The sequence below is a fragment of the Nocardia sp. NPDC050718 genome, from assembly GCF_040654235.1.
Lineage (GTDB): Bacteria > Actinomycetota > Actinomycetes > Mycobacteriales > Mycobacteriaceae > Nocardia.
Genome location: NZ_JBFAHQ010000002.1, coordinates 83,499 through 108,300, shown reverse-complemented (window position 1 = coordinate 108,300; position 24,802 = coordinate 83,499). Strand labels below are relative to the sequence as shown.

The 24,802-nt window shown below is 69.7% G+C and carries 26 protein-coding genes and 1 pseudogene; 6 read left to right on the top strand and 21 right to left on the bottom strand.

Features of this window, described 5'->3' with window-relative positions:
• The first annotated feature begins 29 nt into the window (after positions 1-29).
• Positions 30-401 carry a lipopolysaccharide assembly protein LapA domain-containing protein gene (locus AB0H54_RS10020; RefSeq protein WP_357344419.1) on the top strand — a complete coding sequence of 124 codons (372 nt, stop codon included), beginning with the start codon at positions 30-32 and terminating at the stop codon, positions 399-401.
• A gap of 3 nt (positions 402-404) precedes the next feature.
• Here AB0H54_RS10020 and AB0H54_RS10015 read toward each other — a convergent pair whose 3' ends face one another.
• From AB0H54_RS10015 to rpsB, 5 genes are all read right to left on the bottom strand, one after another.
• Positions 405-1,361: a phosphatidate cytidylyltransferase gene (locus AB0H54_RS10015; RefSeq protein WP_357344417.1), complete on the bottom strand. Its 957-nt coding sequence runs from the start codon at positions 1,359-1,361 to the stop codon at positions 405-407.
• Between the two features lie 50 nt (positions 1,362-1,411).
• A complete protein-coding gene (frr, locus tag AB0H54_RS10010; protein WP_030202900.1) occupies positions 1,412-1,969 on the bottom strand; it encodes a ribosome recycling factor in 558 nt (185 codons plus the stop codon).
• Between the two features lie 49 nt (positions 1,970-2,018).
• Complete coding sequence (gene pyrH, locus AB0H54_RS10005) at positions 2,019-2,747, bottom strand: UMP kinase (protein WP_357344415.1); 729 nt, start codon at positions 2,745-2,747, stop codon at positions 2,019-2,021.
• Positions 2,748-2,979: 232 nt separating this feature from the next.
• Positions 2,980-3,804, bottom strand: a complete 825-nt coding sequence (gene tsf / locus AB0H54_RS10000; RefSeq protein ID WP_355280545.1) for a translation elongation factor Ts — start codon at positions 3,802-3,804, stop codon at positions 2,980-2,982.
• A gap of 108 nt (positions 3,805-3,912) precedes the next feature.
• Positions 3,913-4,776, bottom strand: a complete 864-nt coding sequence (gene rpsB, locus AB0H54_RS09995) for a 30S ribosomal protein S2 (protein WP_355280543.1) — start codon at positions 4,774-4,776, stop codon at positions 3,913-3,915.
• Positions 4,777-5,178: 402 nt separating this feature from the next.
• Here rpsB and AB0H54_RS09990 point away from each other — a divergent pair, with 402 nt between their 5' ends.
• The 3 genes from AB0H54_RS09990 to AB0H54_RS09980 all read left to right on the top strand — a co-directional run bounded on the left by AB0H54_RS09990 (position 5,179) and on the right by AB0H54_RS09980 (position 6,816).
• Positions 5,179-5,565, top strand: a complete 387-nt coding sequence (locus AB0H54_RS09990; RefSeq protein ID WP_357344413.1) for a hypothetical protein — start codon at positions 5,179-5,181, stop codon at positions 5,563-5,565.
• Between the two features lie 186 nt (positions 5,566-5,751).
• A complete protein-coding gene (locus tag AB0H54_RS09985) occupies positions 5,752-6,246 on the top strand; it encodes a M23 family metallopeptidase (RefSeq protein ID WP_357345683.1) in 495 nt (164 codons plus the stop codon).
• A 57-nt stretch (positions 6,247-6,303) separates the two neighbouring features.
• Positions 6,304-6,816 carry a DUF1990 domain-containing protein gene (locus AB0H54_RS09980; protein WP_357344411.1) on the top strand — a complete coding sequence of 171 codons (513 nt, stop codon included), beginning with the start codon at positions 6,304-6,306 and terminating at the stop codon, positions 6,814-6,816.
• 588 nt (positions 6,817-7,404) lie between these two features.
• Here AB0H54_RS09980 and AB0H54_RS09975 read toward each other — a convergent pair.
• The 4 genes from AB0H54_RS09975 to AB0H54_RS09960 form a co-directional block, all read right to left on the bottom strand.
• Positions 7,405-7,773: a hypothetical protein gene (locus AB0H54_RS09975; protein ID WP_357344409.1), complete on the bottom strand. Its 369-nt coding sequence runs from the start codon at positions 7,771-7,773 to the stop codon at positions 7,405-7,407.
• A 319-nt stretch (positions 7,774-8,092) separates the two neighbouring features.
• Positions 8,093-8,401: a DUF202 domain-containing protein gene (locus tag AB0H54_RS09970; protein WP_357344407.1), complete on the bottom strand. Its 309-nt coding sequence runs from the start codon at positions 8,399-8,401 to the stop codon at positions 8,093-8,095.
• Positions 8,398-8,763 carry a DUF202 domain-containing protein gene (locus AB0H54_RS09965; protein ID WP_355280536.1) on the bottom strand — a complete coding sequence of 122 codons (366 nt, stop codon included), beginning with the start codon at positions 8,761-8,763 and terminating at the stop codon, positions 8,398-8,400. The genes AB0H54_RS09970 and AB0H54_RS09965 overlap by 4 nt, the downstream gene beginning before the upstream one ends.
• A gap of 145 nt (positions 8,764-8,908) precedes the next feature.
• Positions 8,909-9,832 carry a tyrosine recombinase XerC gene (locus AB0H54_RS09960; RefSeq protein ID WP_355280534.1) on the bottom strand — a complete coding sequence of 308 codons (924 nt, stop codon included), beginning with the start codon at positions 9,830-9,832 and terminating at the stop codon, positions 8,909-8,911.
• Between the two features lie 163 nt (positions 9,833-9,995).
• Here AB0H54_RS09960 and AB0H54_RS09955 point away from each other — a divergent pair.
• Both AB0H54_RS09955 and AB0H54_RS09950 read left to right on the top strand, forming a co-directional pair.
• Positions 9,996-10,569, top strand: a pseudogene (locus AB0H54_RS09955) (transposase); the annotation flags it as partial.
• Positions 10,570-10,571: 2 nt separating this feature from the next.
• Complete coding sequence (locus tag AB0H54_RS09950; protein WP_357344404.1) at positions 10,572-10,937, top strand: VOC family protein; 366 nt, start codon at positions 10,572-10,574, stop codon at positions 10,935-10,937.
• 203 nt (positions 10,938-11,140) lie between these two features.
• Here the strand turns inward: AB0H54_RS09950 and dprA are convergent, their stop codons facing one another.
• The 12 genes from dprA to AB0H54_RS09890 all read right to left on the bottom strand — a co-directional run bounded on the left by dprA (position 11,141) and on the right by AB0H54_RS09890 (position 24,802).
• The gene (gene dprA, locus AB0H54_RS09945) at positions 11,141-12,442 is read right to left on the bottom strand and encodes a DNA-processing protein DprA (RefSeq protein ID WP_357344403.1); all 1,302 of its coding nucleotides are present in this window, start codon (positions 12,440-12,442) and stop codon (positions 11,141-11,143) included.
• 407 nt (positions 12,443-12,849) lie between these two features.
• On the bottom strand, positions 12,850-14,358 hold the full coding sequence (locus AB0H54_RS09940; RefSeq protein WP_357344401.1) for a YifB family Mg chelatase-like AAA ATPase: 1,509 nt from the start codon (positions 14,356-14,358) through the stop codon (positions 12,850-12,852).
• Entirely contained in the window at positions 14,358-14,714 is a 357-nt protein-coding gene (locus AB0H54_RS09935) for a YraN family protein (protein ID WP_357344399.1), read from the bottom strand. The genes AB0H54_RS09940 and AB0H54_RS09935 overlap by 1 nt, the downstream gene beginning before the upstream one ends.
• A gap of 108 nt (positions 14,715-14,822) precedes the next feature.
• The gene (locus tag AB0H54_RS09930) at positions 14,823-15,128 is read right to left on the bottom strand and encodes a DUF2469 domain-containing protein (protein WP_011210678.1); all 306 of its coding nucleotides are present in this window, start codon (positions 15,126-15,128) and stop codon (positions 14,823-14,825) included.
• A 46-nt stretch (positions 15,129-15,174) separates the two neighbouring features.
• Positions 15,175-15,879, bottom strand: coding sequence for a ribonuclease HII (locus tag AB0H54_RS09925; protein ID WP_355280525.1), 705 nt, complete (start codon positions 15,877-15,879; stop codon positions 15,175-15,177).
• A 30-nt stretch (positions 15,880-15,909) separates the two neighbouring features.
• Positions 15,910-16,653: a signal peptidase I gene (gene lepB, locus AB0H54_RS09920; RefSeq protein ID WP_355280676.1), complete on the bottom strand. Its 744-nt coding sequence runs from the start codon at positions 16,651-16,653 to the stop codon at positions 15,910-15,912.
• Positions 16,654-16,759: 106 nt separating this feature from the next.
• The gene (gene rplS / locus AB0H54_RS09915; RefSeq protein WP_019048201.1) at positions 16,760-17,101 is read right to left on the bottom strand and encodes a 50S ribosomal protein L19; all 342 of its coding nucleotides are present in this window, start codon (positions 17,099-17,101) and stop codon (positions 16,760-16,762) included.
• 164 nt (positions 17,102-17,265) lie between these two features.
• Positions 17,266-18,144 (bottom strand): hypothetical protein, encoded by an 879-nt coding sequence (locus AB0H54_RS09910; RefSeq protein WP_357344396.1) that lies wholly within the window; start codon positions 18,142-18,144, stop codon positions 17,266-17,268.
• A 21-nt stretch (positions 18,145-18,165) separates the two neighbouring features.
• Positions 18,166-20,589 carry a Tex family protein gene (locus AB0H54_RS09905; protein WP_357344394.1) on the bottom strand — a complete coding sequence of 808 codons (2,424 nt, stop codon included), beginning with the start codon at positions 20,587-20,589 and terminating at the stop codon, positions 18,166-18,168.
• Between the two features lie 47 nt (positions 20,590-20,636).
• Complete coding sequence (locus tag AB0H54_RS09900) at positions 20,637-21,509, bottom strand: hypothetical protein (RefSeq protein WP_357344392.1); 873 nt, start codon at positions 21,507-21,509, stop codon at positions 20,637-20,639.
• A gap of 51 nt (positions 21,510-21,560) precedes the next feature.
• Positions 21,561-23,174 carry an AMP-binding protein gene (locus AB0H54_RS09895; protein WP_357344390.1) on the bottom strand — a complete coding sequence of 538 codons (1,614 nt, stop codon included), beginning with the start codon at positions 23,172-23,174 and terminating at the stop codon, positions 21,561-21,563.
• On the bottom strand, positions 23,174-24,802 hold the full coding sequence (locus tag AB0H54_RS09890; protein ID WP_357344388.1) for an AMP-binding protein: 1,629 nt from the start codon (positions 24,800-24,802) through the stop codon (positions 23,174-23,176). Before AB0H54_RS09890 ends, AB0H54_RS09895 begins: the two co-directional genes overlap by 1 nt.

Genomic DNA, 24,802 nt, shown 5'->3' with positions numbered 1-24,802 from the left:
CGGTGATAGCTGTCGGCCATGATCGAACCATGTCCACCAATGCCGAATCGGGTGCGTCACCGGCCGAACACGAGCCCGCCGCACCGACCAGCGAGCCGACCGGGACCCAGCACCGCAAGGACAAGCAGGCCCCGGCCAAGCGCGTCACCCCGCCCGGGGTGCACGGTTCGCGCACCGGCTACGCCTGGATCGGCCTGCTCGCGGCCGCGATCATCGGCATCGTGCTGCTGATCTTCATCATCCAGAACCTCGACCAGGCCCAGGTGAACCTGCTGTTCTGGGACTTCTCGCTGCCGCTCGGCATCACCGTGCTGCTGTCGGTGATCGCGGGCGCGCTGGTGATGGGACTGGTCGGTGGGGTGCGGATCCTGCAGCTCCGGCACGCCGCCAAGAAGCCCTGAGGCTCAGAGCAGCGCGCTGAGCACCAGCCAGGACACGAACGCCGAGGGCAGCATCGAGTCGAGGCGGTCCATGATGCCGCCGTGGCCGGGCAGCATCGTGCCCATGTCCTTGATGCCGAGTTCGCGCTTGATCTGCGACTCGATCAGGTCGCCGCAGGTGGCCACCACCACCAGGCCGATGCCGAGGACGACACCGATCATCGAGTTCGCCTCGAGCAGCAGCGTGACGGTCAGCAGACCACCGATCACGCTGAACACCAGCGACCCGCAGAATCCTTCCCACGACTTCTTCGGGCTGATCGCGGGCACCATCGGATGCCTGCCGAACAGCACGCCGGCGACATAACCGCCGACATCGGAGCAGACGACCAGGATCATGAACGTCAGCACCCGCAGGTTGCCGTCGGGTTCGAGCAGCAGCAGCGTCGAGAACGCGGCCAGCAGCGGGATCCAGGTGAGCGTGAACAGCGTGATCGCGGTGTCGCGCAGGAAGTTCTTGGGCGCGGTGCTCAACCCGTGGTCGAACAGCCGCCACACCATGCAGACCAGCGCCGTCGCGGCGAACGCGCCGACCACGCCCTGTGCACCCCACGGCCAGCCCAGCCAGAACACCGCCTGGCCGCCGACCAGCAGCGGGATCCGCGGGACCAGGACGTCGGCCTCCCGCAGCCGCTTGGCGACCTCCCAGGTCGCGACGGCGACCGCCGCGCCCACCACCCCGATGAACACCTTGGGGACGAACAGCAGGATCGCGATGAGCGACAGACCGAGCCCGAACCCGACCGCGAGTGCCGCGGGCAGATTGCGTCCCGCGCGCGACGCGGGCGCCTGCGGCTCGGCAGGCGCCTGGTCGTCCGGTGTCTGCGGCGCCGCGCCGGTCTCCTCGACCTGGTCCGGCGTCGGCTCCGGTGCCGCTCCGGTGGCGGCGGCGTCTTCGGCCACGATTGTCCCGTCGCTCAACTCGTCGTTCCGTTCATCCCCCGCACGAGCGGGACTGGCGAGATCTGCGCTCAGACCTCGAGCAGTTCGGCTTCCTTGTGCTTGACCAGCTCATCGATCTGGCCCACGTACTTGGCGGTGGTCTTGTCGAGCTCCTTCTCGGCGCGCCCGACCTCGTCCTCACCCGCCTCGCCATCCTTCTGGATCCGGCCCAGTTCGTCCATCGCCTTGCGACGGACGTTGCGAATCGAGACCTTGGCGTCCTCACCCTTGCCCTTGGCCATCTTGACCATCTCGCGGCGCCGCTCCTCGGTGAGCTGCGGGACCGTGATGCGCAGGATGTCACCGTTGTTGGTCGGGTTCACGCCCAGGTCGGAATTGCGGATCGCGTTCTCGATCGGGCCGAGCTGGCTCTGCTCGTAGGGCTTGATCACCACCATGCGCGGCTCCGGCACGGTGATGCTCGACATTTGGGTGATCGGCGTCAGCGAACCGTAGTAGTCGACCACGACGCGGGCGAACATGCCCGGGTTGGCGCGGCCGGTGCGGATGGTTCCGAGGTCGTCCTTCGCCACCGAGACGGCCTTCTCCATCTTCTCCTCGGCATCGAAGAGCGCTTCATCAATCACGACCGGTTCCTCCACAGCGTCGTCATCGTCATCTTCCGCGGTTGCGGGATCAGGACCGAACCAAGGTGCCGATGTGCTCACCGGCGACTGCGCGGGCAATGTTGCCCTTGGTCAACAGATTGAACACCAGAATCGGCATCTGGTTGTCCATGCACAAGCTGAAGGCGGTCGCATCGGCCACCTTCAGCCCCTTCTCGATCACTTCCTTGTGGGTGATCTCGGTGAACATGCTCGCGTTCGCGTCCACGCGCGGGTCGGCGTCGAACACGCCGTCGACCGCCTTCGCCATCAGCACGACCTCGGCGCCGATCTCGAGCGCGCGCTGGGCGGCGGTGGTGTCGGTGGAGAAGTAGGGCATGCCCATGCCCGCACCGAAGATCACGACGCGGCCCTTCTCCAGGTGCCGCTTGGCCCGCAGCGGGAGGTACGGCTCGGCGACCTGGCCCATGGTGATGGCGGTCTGCACGCGCGTGTCCACCCCCTGCTGCTGGAGGAAGTCCTGTAGCGCAAGGCTGTTCATCACGGTGCCGAGCATGCCCATGTAGTCCGAGCGGGCGCGTTCCATGCCGCGCTCCTCCAGCTCGGCGCCGCGGAAGAAGTTGCCGCCACCGATCACCACGGCCACCTGGACGCCGGTCTCGACGATCTCGGCGATCTGCTCGGCCACGGTCTGCACGACATCCGGGTCGAGACCGACCCCGCCGCCACCGAACATCTCCCCACCCAGCTTCAGCAGCACCCGGCGGTATCCAGGGCGGTCGGTACCCGGGTCGGTCATGGGTGTTCGTCTCCTTCGGCAAGGTCGATATGGGTCGAACTGCGGGCACGCGAATCGGCCGCACAGCAAGGCGAAGCGGCATCCATCCTGCCTTATCCGGTTCCCGTCACCGCACAAGACCCCCTTGCGCAACGCGGAGACCCCGGAACCGGGGGCAGATGCCGTCAGGAATCGGCAAGAGCCCCTCGGGGGCAGACGGACGCTGCTCCCGAGGGGCTCTCGTTCAGGCGGATCAGGCCTGGCCGACCTCGAAGCGGGCGAAGCGGGTCAGGGTGACACCGGCCTCGTCCAGGAGGGCCTTGACGGTCTTCTTCGAGTCGGTGACCGACGCCTGCTCAAGCAGGACGACGTCCTTGAAGAAGCCGTTGACGCGGCCCTCGGTGATCTTCGGCAGCGCGGCCTCGGGCTTGCCCTCTTCGCGGGCGGTGGCCTCGGCGACGCGACGCTCGTTCTCGACCAGGTCGGCCGGGACCTCGTCACGGGTGACGTAACGGGCCTTGAGCGCGGCGACCTGCATGGCGGCGGCGCGGGCGGCCTCGGCGGCGGCATCGCCTTCACCGGTGTACTCGACGAGCACGCCGACGGCGGGCGGCAGGTCCGACGCACGCTTGTGCAGGTAGGTGGCGACCGGGCCGTCGAAGGCCACGACGCGACGCAGTTCCAGCTTCTCGCCGATCTTGGCCGACAGCGCCTGCACGGCGTCGTCGACGGTGCCGTTGTCCAGCTTCAGCGCCTTCAGGGCGTCGAGGTCGGCAGGCTTGCCGGCCGCGGCGGCGGTGACGACCGCGTCGGCCAGCTCCTGGAACTCGGCGTTCTTGGCGACGAAGTCGGTCTCGGAGTTGATCTCGACCATGACGCCGTCCTTGGCGATGACCAGACCCTCGGCGGTCGCACGCTCGGCGCGCTTGCCGACGTCCTTGGCGCCCTTGATGCGCAGCACCTCGACGGCCTTGTCGAAATCGCCGTCGGACTCGGCCAGCGCGTTCTTGCAGTCCATCATGCCGGAGCCGGTGAGCTCGCGGAGCCGCTTCACGTCAGCAGCGGTGTAGTTCGCCATCGGGGGCGAGCCTCCTCGTGTGTGGGGTGCTTGGGTGTTTACACCACCTTGCCGACCGCTTCTGAATTCAGAAGGGCCGGCAAGGTGAACGTAGAGCTACCGATCAGCTCAGAAGTCGGCCGGGGTGTGCTGCGCCGGGTCGGCCTTGACCTCGGCCTCGGCCTCGGCGGGCGTCTCGGCGGCGACCTCGGCGGCCGGGGTCGCCTGAGCCAGCAGCTCCTGCTCCCACTCGGCGAGCGGCTCACCGGCGCCGGCCTCGGGCTTCGCGTCGCCGGAAGCCTGGCCCGCGCGGGCCTGCACGCCCTCGGCCACCGCGGAGGCGACGACCTTGGTGAGCAGAGCGGCGGAACGGATCGCGTCGTCGTTACCCGGGATCGGGTAGTCGACCAGGTCGGGATCGCAGTTGGTGTCCAGGATCGCGATGACCGGGATGTTCAGCTTGCGCGCCTCGCCGACGGCGATGTGCTCCTTGTTGGTGTCGACGACCCAGATGGCCGAGGGCACCTTGGCCATGTCGCGGATACCACCGAGGGTGCGGTCCAGCTTGGTCATCTCACGCGTCAGCATGAGGATTTCCTTCTTGGTGCGACCCTCGAAGCCACCGGTCTGCTCCATGGCCTCGAGCTCCTTCAGGCGCTGCAGGCGCTTGTGGACGGTCGAGAAGTTGGTGAGCATGCCACCCAGCCAGCGCTGGTTGACGTAGGGCATTCCGACGCGAGTCGCCTCGGCCGCGATCGACTCCTGGGCCTGCTTCTTGGTGCCGACGAAGAGAACGGTGCCACCGTGGGCGACGGTCTCCTTGACGAACTCGTAGGCCTTGTCGATGTAGGTCAGCGTCTGCTGCAGGTCGATGATGTAGATGCCGTTGCGGTCGGTGAAGATGAACCGCTTCATCTTCGGGTTCCACCGACGAGTCTGGTGCCCGAAGTGCGCGCCGCTGTCGAGCAGCTGCTTCATGGTTACGACAGCCATAGCTCCCGTATCTCTCTTTCGTTGCCGGTTGACGCAGCCGATCGGCGATCGACTGCCCTGGCGCCACCGAAACCGCCGGACCCAGGTCTGCGAGACCGGGACCAGCCGACGATTCCACTGTCCATCCATCGGAGAACTCGCACGGACATGCCCTCACGGACTGCCTGCGTTGCGAGCGGCGACCGGATGGACGAGCACGGGTGGCGCGCGAAGTCGGTTCCTGCTGTGCACAGCACAAACCGCGTTGATCAGTCTACGCGGAGGGCGGCCAGGCCCGAAATCGCCCCCTGGCCACGACCGCCGAAACAGGTGGTGAAGTGCGCGGTATCCACATCGGTCGAGGTTGTCCCCAGTTGCCGATCCGACGGCCCGGCCGGGGTGTTCGCCGCCGAAAGTGAAGACATGAACATCTTCACACGAACTCTGATCTCGACGTTTCCGCTGCTGTGCGCGGCGGGTGTGCTGGCGGCGCCCGTTGCGGCGCATCCCGCCGCCCCGGTGTGTTCCGGTGGCGGTGCCGCGACTGCGCCCGAGCGGCACGGGGCCGCGGCGCCGACTCCTCCCCCGCGCTCCGACGCGGCGCCGGTTCCGGTCCGGGTGACCGTGCGCGATCTGACCACGGCGCCGAACGCCGGCGAGCGGGGCCGGGTGGGAGCTCCGGTCGAGGTGGAGATCGTCGTCCGGGGTGGTGGCGGTGGGTCGGCGGCCGGGTTGCCTGCCGCGCTGCGCGATCTGGTGCAGACCTTGATCACGCCGCAGCGGGTTCCCGCGCCGCGACCGCATCGCTGAGCCGGTGTGGGCACCGTGCGCGGTGGCGTCGTGAGCGATCGAGCGGTACGGCAGGTGCGGCGTCGGTCCGCCACGCGACGAGCGGAAACCGCCGATCGCGCGCACCACCGGGACCACGCACGGGCGAGCTCGGCGTTCGGTTCGTCACGGGGAGTACGGACAGGAGCCTGTTTCGGTGCGGCGGTGATGTCATTGGCGGCGGTGCTGGTCTGCGGTGCCGCGCCGGTCGGGGGAGCCGAGCAAGGCACGTTCGGCTGGCCGCTGCGGCCGCGGCCGACCGTGGAGCGACGGTTCGACAAGCCGGAACGGAACTGGCTGCCCGGTCATCGCGGAGTCGACCTGGCGGGCAGCGAGGGACAGCCGGTGCTGGCGGCGGGCGAGGGCATCGTGGTCTTCGCCGGTGTCGTGGCGGACAAACCGGTGGTGTCGATCGACCATCCCGGCGGGCTGCGCACCACGTACGAGCCGGTGCGGGCACAGGTCGCGGTGGGGAGCCGGGTCGGCAGGGGAACCCCGATCGGGACCCTGGTGGCCGGGCACGAGGGGTGTCCGGCCGCCGCCTGCCTGCACTGGGGTGCCCGGCGAGACGCGAGCGAGCACGCGCGGCGCGAGTACATCGACCCGCTGGGCCTGCTGCACGAGGTCCCCGTTCGGCTGAAGCCGCTGGACCCGGTGCTGTGACGAAGCACTCCACGGCACCGGGTACATCCGTCTCGATCGCGGGACGACAATCGGGGTGTGTCAGCGGAATCAGCGCCCTTCACCTACCCCGAGGTAGGTGCCACCCGTGCGACCTTCCCGGCGGGCTACCACCGGTTCGAGCTCCGGCGCCCGATCGGCCACGGCCGCGCACTGTTCGACCGGGCCGCCACCCACATCCTCGCGTTCGGGATGCAGAAAGGCACCGGTATCTTCCAGCGGGCCGATACCAAAACCGCGGTGGCGGGAACGGAATTGACGGTACGTATCGGTCTCGGCCCGATCGGCATCGTCGCGCCGTGCCGAGTGGTCTACGTCCTCGACGAACCGGACCGTCGCGGCTTCGCCTACGGCACCCTGCCCGGCCATCCCGAGATCGGCGAGGAACTGTTCGCCGTGGAATACGACCCCGCCGACGACACCGTCTACGGCCTGATCACCGCCTTCTCCCGCCCCGGCGCCTGGTACGTGGCGCTCGGCGGGCCCGTCGTCCGGCTGATCCAGCGCTGGTTCGCGCACCGGTACCTGAAAACCTTGCCCACCGGCCACTGAGCTGCACAGTCGTTCCCCAGACCGGTGCTGTGAGAGGCCGGTACGACAGGGCTGGATCCACCACCGGACTGGGGTGCCGCGCCGACTCAGTATCTTCCGCATCTTCCGCGGGGCTCACCCCCAAAGATGGCCGTCGCGAAGCTAGGTGCCGCTCCGTGGCACCCGGTGGGCTCCGCAAACTCGTGGCGCAGCGGGGCCATGTGGAGGTCCGCTGCGGCGGGGTCACGGCAGCTCGCACCGCAGCGGAGTTACGCGGGATCGAGACCCCGACGAAGCCAGAACGGCTCAGCATCCGCGACGCGGCCACCCAGGGTCTGCGTTGCGACGCCACCATGCAGCGCGCCGTGCTGCGGTGGGCAACGTGGGCATCGTGCCGTGGCGGTGACACGCAGGGCTCCGTGACGAGGTGTGAACCCCATTGCCAAACGCGCCGGATCGCCCAGGCCGCGACGTCCCTGGCCCGCACCTGCGCCACCAGCACGGCCGGGTCGAAACCCGGTCAGCTCTGAGAGCACTCAGTGCAGAAACGGTTGCCCACCGGGGCTTTGACAGTCGGCGACCGGCAACTACCTCGGCACCACGGCTCGGTCAGAGGAGGGCGGCGAGCGCGTCCGCTTCGGCGGTGAGGGTGTCGCGGCGTTCGGCAGCGCCGAGACGGTCGTATTCGGCTGCGGCAGTGCGCCTTTCGTCGATCTCGCGATGCACGATCTGGGTGATGTCGGCTTCGGTGAGATCGCGGCGTCGCGCTTCGGCGGTGCCGAGCCCGACCGCACTGGCTTCCAGCGCGCCGGCCTTCGCGTCGCCCGCGTCGACCGCTTCGGCATTGTCGATCGCGCTCAATGCGGACCGCAGTGCCGAGACCGCGCTGCGGTCACGAGCTTTCATCGCGGGCTTCAGCGCGGCACGCAGCCGCTCGCGCAGCACGGAGTCAGGCGTGTGCGAGGTTCCGGCAGTCATACCCGCCGACACTAATTGCCGACGCGGAACGCGTCGAGCGAGTTTTCCGCCGATGTCCCAGGTCACAGGCAGTCATGCAGGCGCAGCGGAGTGATGTGGCCGCGGGGATTTCAGCGCTGCGGGCACATCACGGGCACGGGCACGGGCACGGGCACGGGCACATTACGGGCTTGGGCTCGGGCACATCTCGGGCTTGGGCTTGGGCTTGGGCCTGGGCCTGGGCCTGGGCCTGGGCCTGGGCCTGGGCCTGGGCCTGGGCCTGGGCCTGGGCCTGGGCCTGGGCCTGGGCCTGGGCCTGGGCCTGGGAACGCTCGTACCCTCACTCGACCAGCCGAGTGACCAGTAGCCCGGCGAAGGCGATGAGCGCGACCAGTCCGACAGCCGCGGCGGCAGCGGTTACCACCGGGCGACCGGCGGCCACACGGCCGTGATGGAGAGCGCGCCCACGGAACCATCCGAGAAAGCTCAGCAGCAAGGACAGCACTGCTGCGACCATCGGCAGCGCGTTGGTCGGCCAGCCGTCGGCGGTAACCTGGTGAGCGAACAGCAGCGCACAGCCCGCCGCGCCCAGCGAGGTCCGTCGCCAGGCCAGTGCCGTGCGCTCCATCGCCAAGGTCGGGGGCGTCACGACAGCAGCACCGCCAAGCAGGCCATCAGGGCAACGACAGCCACACCGACCGACAGGACCGGGACGAGGACGGTGCCGGGCAGCGGGCGGCCGGTTCGCATCGCGACATCCACCAGCCGCCAGTGCCGGAACGCCCCCAGCGCCACCGCGAACGACATGATCAGGCAGCTCACGGCGATGACCCCGCCGAACCCTGCCAGCCGCAACGGTTGCACCAGGGTATGCACGGCGACACCGCCCGCGAGCAGCCCGAGCGCCGTCCGGATCCAGGCCAGAAACGTCCGCTCGTTGGCCAGCGTGAACCGGTAGTCGAGTTCCTCCTCCCCGTCCTCGGATTCACCCCCGACATCGGGCAACGCCATCACCGACCACCTCCGATCCCCCATCTTGCCGTCTCACCTCCCACTCACCCCGCAACGCGCCGACCGCATCGTCCGCACGTGCGCACTCACCGTTCCTCGACCACGCCGGACTCACAACTGGACCGGCGGCGTATCGCCCGCGAGATCAGGCGCGAGGGTGGGCCTGATCGTGGACACGTTTGAGGCGTTCCACCGAGACGTGGGTGTAGAGCTGGGTGGTGGCCATGCTGGCGTGGCCGAGGAGTTCCTGGACGACACGCAGGTCGGCGCCTCCTTCGAGCAGGTGGGTGGCAGCGGTGTGGCGCAGGCCGTGCGGGCCCAGGTCGGGCGCTCCGGGGATGGCCGAGACAACCTCGTGCACCACGGTGCGGGCTTGGCGCTGGTCGAGGCGGCGGCCGCGCTGGCCGAGCAGCAGAGCCCGGCCGGAGTGTTCGTTGACCAGGGACGGGCGGCCCGCGCGGAGCCAGGCGTTCAGCGCGGTGTCGGCGGGGCCGCCGAAGGGTACCGATCGTTCCTTGTTGCCTTTGCCGAGGACACGGACGAGTGCGCGCTCCCGGTCGATGTCATCGATGTCGAGGCCGCACAGTTCACTGACGCGGATTCCGGTGGCGTACAACAGTTCGACGATCAGCCGGTCCCGCAGTGCCATCGGATCCTGCTGGGCCGCGCCCGATTCCGCGGCATCCATAGCCTGCGCGGCCTGCCCCTGCGCCAGCACCGCGGGCAGCACCCGGTGCGCTTTCGGCGCCTGCAACCGCAATCCCGGGTCGATGGTCAGACGCCCCGTCTCGGTGAGCCAGGCGGTGAAAGTTCTTGCGGCAGATGCTCGCCGAGACAACGTCGTGCGCGCCGCCCCGGCCGCCGCCAGTTCGGCCAACCACGACCGCAACAGCGGCAGATCCAGTTCCCGCACCGAGGAATCCGCCGACCGCGCGTACAGATGCTCGAGCAACGAGCGCACATCCCCGACGTAGGCCCGCACCGTGTGCGCCGACCGATTCCGCCCCAACCGCAGATGGCGCCCGAACTCCGTGAGCAGCGCGGTCAGATCGTCGGGCAACACATCCATCTCCCCACCGTGACCCCTCCCTCGACCCCACGCAACCCACCACGCCGCACCGCCCTCTCATCACACAACCACCCCGGGCAGGTGCGCCCCGGCCCCCTACCGAACGCCCACCTTCCCCACCGGACGGTCTCGCACGTCACTGCTCCCCGGCGCGCAGCTCACCGTGCTGGAGATTCTTTCTCACTGCATCGGCCCGGGAAAGAATCCGGGCTGCGAGTCGACGCAAACTCACCGCCATCGCGGTCGAACACGCGCCCCGGGATCACCGCGCGGTTGGTCGAGGAATCCCGGCCCCGTTGCCCGGGCGAACCGTCGTCGTTCCTGGCTCCCGCTCTACGGAGAGCGTGCTGCCGAAACTCGAGGACTCGCTGAAAACCGTTCTGCTGCAACGTAAACAGGTGGCCTCCGATATCGACGAGATGTTGGCCGATCAACCTCTTTCCCAGGCCGTGACCTCGATTCCGGCCATCGCAGTCAGGACCGGCGCTCGCATCCTGCTCGAGGTCGGCGACGGCACTGCTTTCCCCTCGGCCGGCCACCTCGCTTCCTATGCCGGGATTGCCCCGACCACCCACCGAGCAGGCAGGTGCCAGAAGCACAACGCCGCTCTCACCTGCATGGCCCGACGACGCCGCGACGTCCTCTACGCGATGCTGACGCCAAGCAGCCCTACCGAACACCCGCACCGATTCCGGCGTGACGCCGGTATGGACAACCCGATTCGTTCATGCTGGTAAACATGACGAATCGATGGGTCGGGATCACGATCGACTGCGCGAACCCGACACGGCTGGCATCGTTTTGGAGCACGATCCTGAATATCCCCGCCACGGCCGAACACGGCGATGATCCGGGATGGGCGACCGTCGGCTCGCGGTTCGACGACAGACCACGCTTGACCTTCCAACGAGTGGCCGAGCCCAAGATCGGCAAGGTCCGCATCCACCTCGACATCGAAGTTGACGACATCGAAGCCGGTCGCCGTCAGGTGGAGAACTTGGGCGGCTGCTGGTCCGGCGAGCGACACGACTACGACGAAGGAGTTGTCATGGTCATGCGCGATCCCGAGGAGCACGAGTTCTGCCTGGTCCAATACTTTCGCTGAGGCTCCGACTGGACACTGCACGGTTGACGAATCCCATAGGGACACACCGGCCGAACCGCGGTCGGCCCGGCGACCAGCAGCGCGGCACGGGCTCCTGCGGCCAGCAGTAGTTCCAGCACCGCGGCGTCGACACCGGGCGAGGCGACGTGCCTACCGCTGACATGCATAGCGCCGGCTACCGCTGACATCAGCGAACTCTCTCGTCATAGGCCGGTCGAGGACGGCCCACCTCGCGTCGAGCGCTTGCCTCGGGTGCGGAACCAGCCGTCGGAATCGCAGCCGACCAGGTCTGCGAGTTCCAGGCCGGGGAGGACGGCGCGGACTGTCGCGACGTCGAGGCCGGATTGGTGGGCCAGGTCCAGCGGTAGGCGGGAGCCGATGGCGGGGAGGGCGGCGTAGACGTCGGCTTCGGCGCCGCGGAGGTGGGCGGCGGGATCGATCGTGTCGTCGGTGACCGGGAGGCGGAGGGGGCCTGCTTCGTCGATGACGTCTTCGGCGCGGGTGACGAGCAGGGCTTCGCCCTCGCGGATCATGCGGTGACAGCCGACCGAGGACGCGGATCCGACGGGGCCGGGGACCGCCATCGCGGGGCGGCCCAGGCGGCGGGCCCACTTCACGGTGTTGCGGGCGCCGCTGCGCAGGCCGGCTTCGACGACGAGGACACCGTCGCCGAGGGTCGCGATGAGCCGGTTGCGGGCCAAGAATCGGTGCTTCTGCGCGCTTGTTCCCGGCGGATATTCACTGAGCACGAGGCCGGTGGCGGCGATGGCGGACAGCAGACGGTCGTGCTGGGCGGGGTAGGGCCGGTCGACGCCGCAGGCCAGCACGGCGACGGTCGGGCCGCCGACGGCGAGTGCCGCGCGGTGCGCTGCCGCATCGATGCCGAAGGCCGCGCCGGACACGATGGTCCAGCCGCGCCCGGCCAGGTCACCGGCGATCTCACTCGCCACCTGCACCCCGTACCCGCTGCTGCATCGTGAACCGACCACGGCGACAGCGCGTTCGGAGGCCGCCTGCAGTGAGAGCGGGCCGCGCGCCCACAGCACCAGCGGCACCGCGCCCTCGCGATCACGCTCGCTGTCGAGCTGATCCAGGCCGAGCATCCGCCAGCCGGGCCACTCGTCGTCGTCCGGCGTGATGACCCGTCCACCCAGCTGTCGCATCTGCGCCAGATCCGCCGCCGCCATATCCATCTCACGACGCGCAGCGGTAGGGCCGCGCAACACCTCGGGCAGTTCGTGCTCGCGCACCGCCCTGGCCGCCTCGCACACCCCGACCGAACCGATCAACGACGACAACGCGGCACAGGGCCCCTGCACCACCCTCGACAGATACACCCACGCGAGCCGCCGCTCGTCGACATCGCGATCGAACGCACCCGATCGCTTCTCCGAACGCACCTCGCTGGTCGCCGACCACGGCACCGGCCCCGCCCCGCCAGCACCACCATCCAGCGACGGCAGCGGCCGAGCAGACCCCGCCCTGCCGTCCTCACCATCGAGCATCTGCTGCGGCCTCGTCGACCCCGGCCCACCGACACCACCGTCGAACGCCGGCCGTCGCTGTGCCGATCGCACCCCACCGACCTCCGCATCCAGCCTCTGCTGCGGTTGTGCCTCCCCCGCCCCGCCCACAACGCTGTCGAGCGTCTGCACCGGCCCTCCACCATCACCGTCGGGTGGCGGCCAAGGCTGCGCCGACTCCGTCCCACCGACACCACCGCCCGACGCCAGTTCTGGCTGCTCGGCTTCCTCCCCGCCCAACATCGGCTGAACGCTGTCGAGTTCACACCGCCGAGGCCGCAGCTGCGGCGACCCCGCCCCACCAACGCCACCGTCCGAAACCTCCGAAGGCTTCCCCACCGACTGCGCCGAACCCACCGCGGACGATCCACTCACCGCCCGCCCGTCCGTCATTGCGCACCCCGCTGCCGGAAGTTCAACGCCGACAGCACATCCTGCACGCTCGGTATCTCCCCACCGCGCAGGTCACACACCGTCCACGCGACACGGATCGCCCGGTCGGCGCCCCTGGCCGACATCCGGCCCAGCCGTAAGGCCGTCTCGATCGGTGCGATCGATTCGCGCGGCAACCGGAACCGTTGGCGCAGCACATGTCCGGGCACCTCGGCATTGGTCGCCCAGCCGTCGGCACTCCAGCGCTCCAGGGCCAGTCCGCGGGCCCGCCGGACCCTGGCGGCGACGCTGGCGCTGGTCTCGACCTGTTCGTCGCCGAACGTCGCGCCGGCCTGGCCGTGCATCTGCACCCAGATGTCGATCCGGTCCAGGAGCGGGCCGGACAGTTTGCCCAGGTAGCGGCGGCGGGCCAGTGGGGCGCAGATGCAGTCGACATCGCGGGCGGGTGCGCACGGGCAGGGGTTGGCCGCGAGGACGAGTTGGAATCGGGCGGGGTAGCGCGCGACACCGTCGCGCCGGGCGATCCGCACCTCGCCTTCCTCGAGCGGAGTGCGCAGGGCCTCCAGTACTTTCGTGCCGATCTCCGCGCACTCGTCGAGGAACAGCACCCCGCGGTGCGCGCGGCTCACGGCTCCGGGCCGCGCCATGCCGGAGCCACCGCCGATCATGGCGGTCACCGAGGTCGAGTGGTGCGGGGCGACGAACGGTGCCAGCGTGATCAGGGGCTGGGCGGCCGACAGCGAGCCCGCCATCGAGTGGATCGCGGTGACCTCCAGCGATTCGGCCTCCGACAGCGGCGGCAGCAGGCCGGGAAGGCGTTGCGCCAGCATCGTTTTGCCGATCCCGGGTGGTCCGGTCAGCAGCAGGTGGTGGCCGCCCGCCGCCGCGACCTCCAGCGCCCAGCGGGCCTCGTCCTGGCCGACGACATCGCTCAGGTCGCCGCTGGGCGCCTGCGCGTCCGGCACCATCCCGTCCGGTTCCAGCAGACCGCCTTCGCCGCGCAGCCAGGCGACCACCGCGCGCAGGCTGACCGCGCCGAGCACTTCGATCCCCTCGACCAGCCCCGCCTCGGCCACCGCCGCCGCCGGCACGACCACCGTCGGTACGCCCGCGGTGCGCGCGGCGATCACCGCGGGCAACACCCCGCGCACCCGCCGGACGCGACCGTCGAGGGCCAGCTCCCCGAGGAGAACGGTCTTCGCCAGCCGCTCCCCCGGCACCGCCCCGGACGCGTCGAGCACCGAGACCGCCAGCGCCAGGTCGTAGACGCTGCCCACCTTCGGCAGCGTGGCCGGGGACAATGCCAGGATCACCCGGCCGTCGGGCCACTTCTCCCCGGTGTTGGCGACCGCCGAGCGCACCCGGTTGCGCGACTCCTGCAAGGCCGTGTCGGGCAGCCCGACCAGATTCACCGAGGGCAGGCCCTGACCGATATCGGCCTCGATCTCCACCAGCTGACCGTCGACCCCGGTGACCGCGACAGACAACGCGCGACCGAGCGCCATCAGAAGGCTCCGGCCAGGTGGTCGATGACGGGCCGGTGTCCGCGCGGGACCAGGACCGACACCACGTCGAACCGGATCCGGCGCCACGGGCCGTCCTGCTCGGCCAGCCACAGCAGCGCGAGCCGGCGGATCCGCTGCTGTTTGCTGAAGGTGACCGATTCGGCCGGGGTGCCGAACCCCAGGCCCGATCGCGTCTTCACCTCGACGAACGCCGTCACCGACGGGTCCTGGACGATCAGGTCCAGCTCGCCGTATCGGCATCGCCAGTTGCGGGCGACGATCTCCATCCCCGACTCACGCAAGAACTGCGCGGCGAGTTTCTCCCCGTATGCGCCGAGCGCCTGTTTGTCTGCCACGGGTCGAGCATGCCGCTCGGCGTCGTCGTGTCCGGCTCGGTGACCTGGGCGGATGACAACCCTGTGGACAACCGCCGACCTGTGGACAACCAGGCCGGCGGCGCGCCGTCACTCCGGCAGGCGCAGGTCGGGCTTCTCCAGCTCTTCGATATTCACGTCCTTGAACGTGATCACTCGTACGTGCTTGACGAAGCGCGCCGGGCGGTACATGTCCCACACCCACGCATCGCTCATCCGCACTTCGAAGTAGACCTCGCCGTCGGCGTTCTGCGGCCGCAATTCGACAGAATTGGCCAGGTAGAAGCGACGTTCGGTCTCCACCACGTACGAGAACTGACCGACGATGTCCTTGTACTCGCGGTACAGGGACAGTTCCATCTCGGTTTCGTACTTCTCGAGGTCCTCAGCACTCATCGGGTGGGACGTCCTCCTTCTAGCAGCGCCGCGTTCATTGCTGACATCATCGCGCATGCGCGGGGCGGGTAGCCACTCGGCTACCGCCCGGCACCTCGAGCTCGCGCACATTCCGCCAGGACCGGCGGTGTTCGGTACTGGGTCCGAGCTGCCGGAGCGCGGCGGTGTGCTCGGGCGTGTTGTAGCCCTTGTGCGCCGCGAATCCGTACCCGGGCAGCTGCCCGTCCAGCTCGACCATCATCCGGTCCCTGGTCACCTTGGCCAGGATGCTGGCCGCCGCGATGCAGGCCGCCGTGGCGTCGCCGCCGATGACCGGCAGCGACGGCGCGGGCAGCCCGGGGACCTTGAAACCGTCGGTCAGGATGTAGCCGGGCGTGCGGCCGAGACCGACCACCGCCCGGCGCATGCCCTCGATATTGGCGACGTGGATCCCGATCGCGTCGATCTCCCACGCGGGCACCACGACGACGCTGTAGGCCAGGGCCAGCCGCTGAACGACCGGGAACAGCTCCTCACGGGCCGCCTCCGTGAGTTTCTTGGAGTCGTCGAGCCCGGACAGCCTGTCGTAGGCCTTGGGCGCCAGCAGGCACGCGGCGATCACCAGCGGTCCGGCGCACGGGCCGCGGCCCGCCTCGTCGACACCGGCCACCGGGCCGAGGCCGCTGCGGATGAGCGCCGCCTCGAGCGTGCGTAAGCCGCCCGCCCGGCGCATCACCACCCGCGGCGGCCAGTTGGTCCGATCCTGCCCCACAGTTCGATTGTCCCCGTGTCTCGTCGCGTGTCAGTTTTCCTGCGGGTTCTCCGACCGCACCGGACCCATCCGGCTCGGCGGCCAGATCTTGAACACCGTCTTGCCGCGCACGTTGTCCACCGGCACGGTGCCCTGCAGATCGTCGCTGACATGGGCGCGCGAATCGGCCGACTCGTTGCGGTTGTCGCCCATCACCCACAGGTTGCCCTCGGGCACCTTCACCGGGCCGAACACCCGGCCCGCCGGGTAGACGGCGTTGGGGCGGTCGGTGAACCAGGGGTAGTCCTTCTTGATGTACGGCTCGTCGAGCGGTTTGCCGTCGACCATCACCCGGCCCTGCGGATCACAGCACTGCACGGTCTGCCCGCCTACGGCGATGACGCGCTTGACGAGATCGTTCTCGTCCGGCGGCACCAGCCCGAAGTAGGACAGGAAGTTCTGCAGCCCGCGCACGACGGTGTTGTCGGAGCGGACCGACTTGTAGTGCCCGTTCCACGACGGCGGGCCGACGAAGACCACGACGTCGCCGGGGCCGGGGTCGGAACCGTAGTAGCTGATCTTCTCGACATAGATGCGATCGCCGATCAGCAGCGTGTTCTCCATCGACTGCGACGGGATCACATACGGCCGTCCGACGAAAGTCACCATGAGCGCGGCGATCACGGCCGCGATCACGATCAGAATCGGCAGCTCCTGCCAGAACGGTCGCTGCTTCTTGTCGCCGCGCTTGCGCTTGCGCCGCCCACCTTCGTCGCCCGAATCGGACACCGACACCGACCCACTTTCGTCTGCCACGCCGAACAGAGTAGCCCGGCGCCCCGACCGAAGTCGGAGCGCCGGGCTACCGGAAATTTCTGTGCTGCGAACAGCTACCGCAAGATCAGCGCTTTTCCTTGATCTTGGCGGCCTTACCGCGCAGATCGCGCAGGTAGTACAGCTTGGCGCGACGCACGTCACCGCGGGTCACGACATCGATGTGGTCGATGTTGGGGCTGTGCACGGGGAAGGTGCGCTCGACACCGACACCGAAGGACACCTTGCGGACCGTGAAGGTCTCGCCGATGCCGCCGCCCTGACGCCGGATCACGACGCCCTTGAAGACCTGGATGCGCTCCTTCGAGCCTTCGATGACCTTCACGTGCACGTTCAGGGTGTCGCCCGGACGGAAATCGGGGACATCGCTACGCAGCGACTTCTCGTCGACGAAGTCAAGGGTGTTCATTTTCCACCTTTTCGGATTCTTTGCGCGAACAGAGGAACCTGGCGGCACTGACGCGCTCGACCGGTTCATGCTCAGAACAGGAGTGCTCCCGGACACAACTCGGCCGAGGCAACCGGTTCATTGTGCCAGACCAGGGACTCCGGACTGAAATCGGGCGACCCCGGTCACTCACCCGGGGTGGTGTCGGCCCGGCTGCGCGGAAGCAGATGGGGATGCGGCGGCGGTGCGGAGGGCGCCGCGACCACCCGCCGTGCGAGCTCGGCCTCGGCCGCCGTCTTGGCGTGCTCGACGTCGGGTTTGCCCGCGATGAGGTCCTGGATGAAGATCTTGGCGCGGATCACCGGGCGGCGATAGCGCTGTTCCCTGGCGATCGCGCGCGCCATGGTCTTGGGCCGCTCGCCGTAGCGCCAGCGGGCCCACGGCGCGCCGGGGCGGCTGAGCCGGATGGCGCCGATCAGCAGCAGCGGCGTGAAGAACATGCCGAACAGGCCCGTCCAGATCTTGCCCTTGACGATCACGATCGCCGCCAGGGCCAGGTTCAGCAGCAGGGTGCCGAGGACGGCGAGCCGGACGCCGATCCCGCGCGACTGCCGGAAGTCGTCGTAGTCGAGGAAGGTCTGCGGTTGCACGCCGAGCAGCAGCAGACCGGTCACCGCCAGCGCGACGAAGACCGCGTCGACCGAGGTGCGGCCCTGTTCCTCCCAGTAGACATCGCGCAGGTAGAAGATCAGCGCGAACTCGTCGAGCACCAGCGCCGCGCCGATCCCGAACAGGGCGGCGAGCACGCTGGAGGTGACCTGGGTGGAGTCCTCGGCGGTCGCGATCAGGCCGATGCCGGTGAGCAGCACCGTGATGACGCCGAAGACCATGTGATGGATGTGGGTGTCACCCGCGGTGACATTGCCCGGCCACCACCGCACCTTGGCCCGGATCATCCGCACGCTGATCCGGATGACCACGAACCCGAGGATGAATCCCAGCAGGAAACACAACAGGGGCAGGCGGCCGTGCGCGATCACCTCGTCTTCGAGCCACCGTCGCATGCCGCCCGCCCTGTCGTCGAGTTACTTGCCGCCGAATCCCGCCCGGCGCAACGCGTCGGCCATCGATCCGCTGGGCTCGGCCGCGGGCTTGCGCTGGTTGCCACCACGCCCCTGCTGGGCCTGGCCACGCCCCTGCTGTCCACGATCCGCGCCCTGACCACGGCCGCCCTGCGGACGCCCCTGACCACGACCCTGGCCGCGCGGTGCGCCGCCACCACGATTGTCCCCCTGCGCGGGCTTTCCCGGCTCGTCGTCGAGCCGCAAACTCAGCCCGATCCGCTGCCGGGCCACGTCGACCTCCAGCACCTTGACCTTCACGACGTCACCGGACTTGACCACTTCGCGCGGGTCCTTGACGAAGTTGTGCGACATGGCCGACACGTGCACGAGGCCGTCCTGGTGCACGCCGACGTCGACGAACGCGCCGAACGCGGCCACATTGGTGACCACGCCCTCGAGCACCATGCCCGGCTGCAGGTCGGCGACCTTCTCCACGCCCGCGGCGAATTCGGCGGTCTTGAACTCCGGCCGCGGGTCGCGGCCGGGCTTCTCCAGCTCGGCGATGATGTCGCTGACGGTGGGCACACCGAACTTCTCGTCGGTGAAGTCGGCGGGGCGCAGCGCGCGCAGGGTGCCGGTGTTGCCGATGACCTCGGCCATCGGACTGCCGGTGTGCTCGAGGATGCGGCGCACCACCGGGTACGCCTCGGGGTGCACGGCGGAGGTGTCGAGCGGGTCGTCGCCGCCGCGGATGCGCAGGAAGCCCGCGCACTGTTCGAACGCCTTGGGGCCGAGCCGGGGTACCTCGAGCAGCGCGGTCCGGCTGCGGAAGGGGCCGTTCTGGTCTCGATGGGCGACAATGCTTTCCGCGACCGAGCCGGAGACACCCGACACGCGCGAGAGCAGCGGCACCGAGGCGGTGTTCACGTCGACGCCGACCGCGTTCACCGCGTCCTCGACGACCGCGCCGAGCGAGCGGGCCAGCAGCGTCTCGGAGACGTCGTGCTGGTACTGGCCGACACCGATCGACTTGGGGTCGATCTTCACCAGCTCGGCCAGCGGGTCCTGCAGGCGGCGGGCGATGGAGACCGCGCCGCGCAGCGACACGTCCATGTCGGGCAGTTCGGCCGAGGCGTAGGCCGAGGCCGAGTACACCGAGGCGCCCGCTTCCGACACCACGATCTTGGTCGGCTTGTTCTCGGGGATGCGCGAGATCAGTTCGGTGGCCAGGGCATCGGTCTCGCGCGAGGCGGTGCCGTTGCCGATGGCGATCAGCTCCACGCCGAACCGGGCCACCAGCGCGGCCAGCACGGCCAGCGACTTCTCGGTCTGGCCCTGCGGCTTGTGCGGGTAGATGACCTCGGTCGCCACCGCCTTGCCGGTGGCGTCGACGACGGCGACCTTCACACCGGTGCGGTAGCCCGGGTCCAGGCCCATGGTGGTGCGGGTGCCCGCGGGCGCGGCGAGCAGCAGGTCGCGCAGGTTCGCGGCGAACACGTCGACCGCGTCCTTCTCGGCGGCCTGCCGCAGCCGCATCCTGGTGTCGATGCCCAGGCTCACCTGCAGCTTGGTGCGCCACGCCCAGCGCACGGTGTCGAGCAGCCACGGATCGGCGGCGCGGCCCTGGTCGGCGATGCCGACGGCGACCGCGATCCGGCCCTCGTAGATCGTGCGCTCGCCGGGCGCCGGCTCCTCGGTGTCGGCTTCGAGGTGCAGGGTGAGCACCTCTTCCTTCTCACCGCGCAGCAGCGCCAGGACCCGGTGCGATGGCAGCTTGTGGAACGGCTCGCTGAACTCGAAGTAGTCGGCGAACTTGGCGCCCGCCTCCTCCTTGCCCGCGCGCACCGTCGAGGTGACCTGGCCGCGGTTCCACATCAGTTCGCGCAGTTCGCCGACCAGGTCGGCGTCCTCGGCGAAGCGCTCGACCAGGATGGCGCGGGCGCCCTCGAGCTGTTCGGCGGTGTAGCCGGCCGGGTCGGTGGTCGGGTCGCCGATCAGCGCGTCGGCCACCGGCTCGTGCCCGGCCTCGCGCGCGATCTGTGCCTTGGTGCGGCGCTTGGGCTTGTAGGGCAGGTAGATGTCCTCGAGGCGGGCCTTGGTCTCGGCGAGCATGATCTGCTGGTGCAGCGCCGGGTCGAGTTTGCCCTGGCCCCGGATGGATTCGATGATCGCGCCGCGGCGCTCGTCGAGCTCGCGCAGGTAGCCGAGCCGTTCGTCGAGCTGACGCAGCTGGGCGTCGTCGAGGCCGCCGGTGACCTCCTTGCGGTAGCGCGCGATGAACGGCACCGTCGAACCGCCGTCGAGCAGTTCGACGGCGGCGCGGACCTGGGTCTCGCGCACCCCCAGTTCGTCGGCGATCCGCCTGCCCACGCTGGCGAGGACGGTCGTGCTGTCGGTCGGAGTGCCGTTCGACGTCGAACGGGCGGTCTCGGGCGCTGTCGTCACGTCCGCAGAGACTACAGCTCTTCCCCGACACCCGGCCGACTCCCAGGTCAGCGAACCACCGTCAGTTCGGGCTCGTTCACGGGTCGATCGAGCGGCGTATCGGTGCGCTCGCGCAGGAACTTGTCGAACATCGCCGCGACCGTGGAGCGCACCAGAAACGCCATCCGATCAGGGTCGATGGTGCCGATGTACCGCGCGGTGAGCGGCCGGGCGGGCCCCGGCACCAGCGACGGCATGTCGGTGAAGTCGTAGTGGGCCGAATTCGCGATGGCCAGATGGCGTTTCCAGCCGGTCGCGGAGCGCCAGAACGCGTCGAGCGACGGATTCGCGTCGCCGACCTCCTCGATCTGGCTGCTGGTCAGCACCAGCGTCGGCCGGTCGACGCCCTCGGTCACCGCGCGGCCGAAGGCCTCGTCCACGCCGATCTGACCGTCCAGGTCGACGGCCGCGTCGATCCGCCGGTCCTCGTGCATGGCCTCCACCGCGGTGTAGCCACCGGAGGAATGACCGACAGCGCCGACCCGGTCGAGGTCGAGCACGCGACCGAGATCGGTGGGCAGCGGATCCCGCTCGGCGTCCGGGTTCTCGCCGCCCGCCAGCCGGGCGAGCGCGTCGAGGACGAACCGGAAGTCGAGCAGCCTGGCCTCGATGTACTTCGCGCGGATAGCGGTGTCGAAACCGTTCGGTGCCGGGGCCGGGGGCACGATCCGGCCGCCGGGAAACTCGACGGCGGGCCCGGTTTCATAGGTGTGGTCGATGGTCACCACGACGTAGCCGCGGGAGGCGAGATCTTCGGCGAGACCGGTACCGAGGATCCGCGAGACGCCGGCGCCGGGCGTGTACAGCACGACCGGATAGCGCTCGCTGGTCCGCGCGGGCGCCGCGCGATAGGCGTGGGTCAGCGCACCGGGAAGATCCACGCCGCGATTCGCCGGACACGCTAGCAACTGGTCGCGTGTCCGGCGGGCGGGTCAGCCGAGGATGTCCCTGGCCAGTTCCCGCATTTCGGCCTTGCGGATCTTGCCGGTGACCGTCATCGGGAACTCGTCGACGACGTGGACGTAGCGCGGGATCTTGTAGTGGGCCAGGCGGCCGGTGCAGAAGGCGCGGACGGCGGCGGCGTCGAGGATCGGGGCGCCGTCGCGCAGGCGGAGCCAGACCATGAGTTCCTCCCCGTATTTGTCGTCGGGGACGCCGATGACCTGGGCGTCGACGACATCGGGATGGGTGTAGAGGAACTCCTCGATCTCGCGCGGATAGATGTTCTCGCCGCCGCGGATCACCATGTCCTTGATCCGGCCGGTGACCGAGAGGTAGCCGTCGTCGTCCATGACGCCGATGTCGCCGGTGTGCATCCACCGGGCCGCGTCGATCGCCTCGGCCGTCTTGTCGGGCTGGTCCCAGTAGCCGAGCATCACCGAGTAGCCGCGGGTGCACAGTTCGCCCGCCTCGCCGCGCGGCAGGGTGCGCCCGGTCGCCGGGTCGACGACCTTCACCTCGAGATGCGGGCCGACCCGGCCGACGGTGGCGGTGCGGCGTTCGATGCTGTCGTCGCTGCGGGTCTGGGTGGACACCGGCGACGTCTCGGTCATGCCGTAACAGATGGACACCTCGGTCATCCCGAGCTGGTCGATGACCCGCTTCATCACCTCCACCGGGCATGGCGAGCCCGCCATGATGCCGGTGCGCAGGCTCGACAGATCCGGGGTTGCCCCGGCGTCGAGTTCGGCCAGCATCGCGATGAACATCGTCGGGACGCCGTAGAGCGAGGTGCAGCGCTCGCCGGCGACGGCGGCCAGGGTCGCCGCCGGGTCGAACGCGGGCGCCGGAATCACCACGGCCGCACCGTGCGAGGTGGCCGCGAGATTGCCCATGACCATGCCGAAGCAGTGGTAGTACGGCACCGGCACGCAGATCCGGTCGACCTCGGTGTAGCCGCACAGTTCGCCGACGAAGAAGCCGTTGTTGAGGATGTTGTGGTGGCTGAGCGTGGCGCCCTTCGGGAAACCGGTGGTGCCCGAGGTGTACTGGATGTTGATCGGATCGTCGGCCGACAGCGTCGCGGCGATGGCGGCCAGCCGCTCGGTGTCGGGCTCGGTGGCCGCGATCTCCTGCCACTCCGACCGGCCGAGGATCAGGACCTGTTCCAGGTCGGGGCAGTTCGGCCGGACCTCGTCGATCATCGCCACGTAGTTCGAGGTCTTGAACTCCGGCGCGGCGATCAGCTGGCGGATGCCCGCCTGCCGCAGCACGTACTCGAGTTCGCTGGTGCGGTAGGCCGGGTTGATATTGACCAGCACCGCGCCCAGCTTGGCCGTGGCGTACTGGACGAGGAACCATTCCGCGCAGTTGGGCGCCCAGATCCCGACCCGGTCGCCCGCGCCGATGCCGAGGCAGGCGAGGCCAGTCGCGACGGCGTCGACCGCGACGCCCAGCTCCCGGTAGGTCCAGCGACGGCCGGTGGGGCGGTCGATCAGCGCGTCGCGGTCCGGGTGGGCGGCCACGGTGCGGTCGAGGTTCGCGCCGATGGTGTCGCCGAGCAGCGGGGTGCCGGTCAGGCCGTGGGCGTAGCTCAGTGCGGACATCAGCGGGTCTCCTTGCCGCGCAGCAGGAATCGCTGCACCTTGCCACTCGGTGTCTTGGGCAGGCTCGTCACGTAGTGGACCTGCCGGGGATAGGCGTGCGCCGCGAACTTGTCCTTGACCAGGCGCTGGAGTTCGGCGGTCAGCTCGGCGCCGCCCTCGGCGCCGTCGCGCAGCACGACGAAGGCTTCGAGCACCTCGCCGCGCAGTTCGTCCGGCATGCCGACGACGGCGGCCTCGGCGACCTGATCGTGCAGCACCAGCACGCTCTCGACCTCGAACGGGCCGATCCGGTAGCCGGCCATGATGATCACGTCGTCGTCGCGCGAGCTGAAGTGGAAGAAGCCGTCCGCGTCGCGGGCGCCGACGTCGCCGGTGAGGTACCAGCGCCCGTCGGCGGTGAACCGGCTCGCGGTGCGTTCGGGGGCGTCGAGGTAGCCGAGGAACCACAGCAGCGGGCTGTGGTCGGTGTCGATGGCGACCCGGCCGATCTCGCCGGGCGCGGCCTCGACGTCGGCGTCGTCGGCCAGCACCGCGCAGGTCCAGCCGGGCAGCTGGGTGCCCATCGAACCGGGCGGGGCCGGGCGGTCGACCTCCGGGTGCCAGGCGTGGCAGATGACCATGCCGTGCTCGGTCTGGCCGTAGTGATCGCGCACCGCGACTCCGAGCGCCCGTTCCGACCAGGCGACCACATCGGGGGTGAGTGGTTCGCCCGCCGACGAGGCCCGGCGCAGCGTGATCCCCTCGGGGTCGGCGCCCGCGCGCAGTGCCCGGTAGACCGTCGGCGCGGCGGCGAAGTTGGTGACGCCGAAACGGCGCAGCACGTCCAGGGTGAGCGGGGCGGAGAACCCGGCGTGCAGGAGCAGGCTGCGGGTGCCGGTCGCCAGCGGGGCCAGGATCGCGTAGTAGAGGCCGTACGCCCAGCCCGGGTCCGCGGCATTCCAGTAGACGTCGTCGGGACGCACGTCGAGGGCGAACTCCTGGTAGGCGTGGAACGAGGCCAGCGCCCGCACCGGAATCGGCACGCCCTTGGGGGTGCCGGTGGTGCCGCTGGTGAACAGCTGGACCAGCAGGCCGTCACCGCCGACGGCCACCGCGGCCGCGCGCGGGTCGTCGGCGCGGTGCGCGGCGAGCAGCTCGGCGAACCGCAGCGCGTCGGGGTCGGCGGTGTCGCCGACGATGATCGTGCGGCGCTCCGGATCGGCGGGGATGTCCGCGCTCACGGCCAGCTTGGGCGCCTGATCGGCGTCGGCGACGACCACCTTCGCGTGGGCGGCCGCGAGCCGGAAACCGATCGCGGGCGGCGCGAAGGCGGTGAACAGCGGGACGTGCACCGCGCCGCGCCGCCAGATACCGAGCAGCGCCACGACCAGGTCGGCGGACTTGCCCATCAGCGTCGCGACCCGGTCACCCGGCTGCACCCCCAGCTCGGCCAGCGCCGCCGCGAAGCGCGCGGACCGCTCCCGCAGTTCGCCGTAGGTCAGCTCGTACGCGCTCAGATCGGACTCGACGACGGTGCAGGCGATCCGCTCGGCCGGATGCCGGTCACACAGCAACTCGGCCGCGCTGGCCTCGGGTCCGTCGTAACTCTCGAGCAGGTCGCGCACTCGCGCGTCCAGGTCGGTACTCAT

Excerpts from the sequence above, each read along its gene's own strand:
- AB0H54_RS09990 (WP_357344413.1), top strand. The coding sequence starts at position 5,179 with ATGAACATCTTCACACGAACTCTGATCTCGACGTTTCCGCTGCTGTGC.
- AB0H54_RS09930 (WP_011210678.1), bottom strand. The coding sequence starts at position 15,128 with ATGAGTGCTGAGGACCTCGAGAAGTACGAAACCGAGATGGAACTGTCC.
- AB0H54_RS09960 (WP_355280534.1), bottom strand. The coding sequence starts at position 9,832 with ATGGATGTGTTGCCCGACGATCTGACCGCGCTGCTCACGGAGTTCGGG.
- AB0H54_RS09965 (WP_355280536.1), bottom strand. The coding sequence starts at position 8,763 with ATGGCGTTGCCCGATGTCGGGGGTGAATCCGAGGACGGGGAGGAGGAA.
- AB0H54_RS09985 (WP_357345683.1), top strand. The coding sequence starts at position 5,752 with ATGTCATTGGCGGCGGTGCTGGTCTGCGGTGCCGCGCCGGTCGGGGGA.
- AB0H54_RS09890 (WP_357344388.1), bottom strand. The coding sequence starts at position 24,802 with ATGAGTACCGACCTGGACGCGCGAGTGCGCGACCTGCTCGAGAGTTAC.
- AB0H54_RS09975 (WP_357344409.1), bottom strand. The coding sequence starts at position 7,773 with ATGACTGCCGGAACCTCGCACACGCCTGACTCCGTGCTGCGCGAGCGG.
- dprA (WP_357344403.1), bottom strand. The coding sequence starts at position 12,442 with ATGCTCGATGGTGAGGACGGCAGGGCGGGGTCTGCTCGGCCGCTGCCG.
- AB0H54_RS09950 (WP_357344404.1), top strand. The coding sequence starts at position 10,572 with ATGACGAATCGATGGGTCGGGATCACGATCGACTGCGCGAACCCGACA.
- AB0H54_RS09895 (WP_357344390.1), bottom strand. The coding sequence starts at position 23,174 with ATGTCCGCACTGAGCTACGCCCACGGCCTGACCGGCACCCCGCTGCTC.
- pyrH (WP_357344415.1), bottom strand. The coding sequence starts at position 2,747 with ATGACCGACCCGGGTACCGACCGCCCTGGATACCGCCGGGTGCTGCTG.
- AB0H54_RS09910 (WP_357344396.1), bottom strand. The coding sequence starts at position 18,144 with ATGCGACGGTGGCTCGAAGACGAGGTGATCGCGCACGGCCGCCTGCCC.
- rplS (WP_019048201.1), bottom strand. The coding sequence starts at position 17,101 with ATGAACACCCTTGACTTCGTCGACGAGAAGTCGCTGCGTAGCGATGTC.
- tsf (WP_355280545.1), bottom strand. The coding sequence starts at position 3,804 with ATGGCGAACTACACCGCTGCTGACGTGAAGCGGCTCCGCGAGCTCACC.
- rpsB (WP_355280543.1), bottom strand. The coding sequence starts at position 4,776 with ATGGCTGTCGTAACCATGAAGCAGCTGCTCGACAGCGGCGCGCACTTC.
- AB0H54_RS09940 (WP_357344401.1), bottom strand. The coding sequence starts at position 14,358 with ATGGCGCTCGGTCGCGCGTTGTCTGTCGCGGTCACCGGGGTCGACGGT.
- AB0H54_RS10020 (WP_357344419.1), top strand. The coding sequence starts at position 30 with ATGTCCACCAATGCCGAATCGGGTGCGTCACCGGCCGAACACGAGCCC.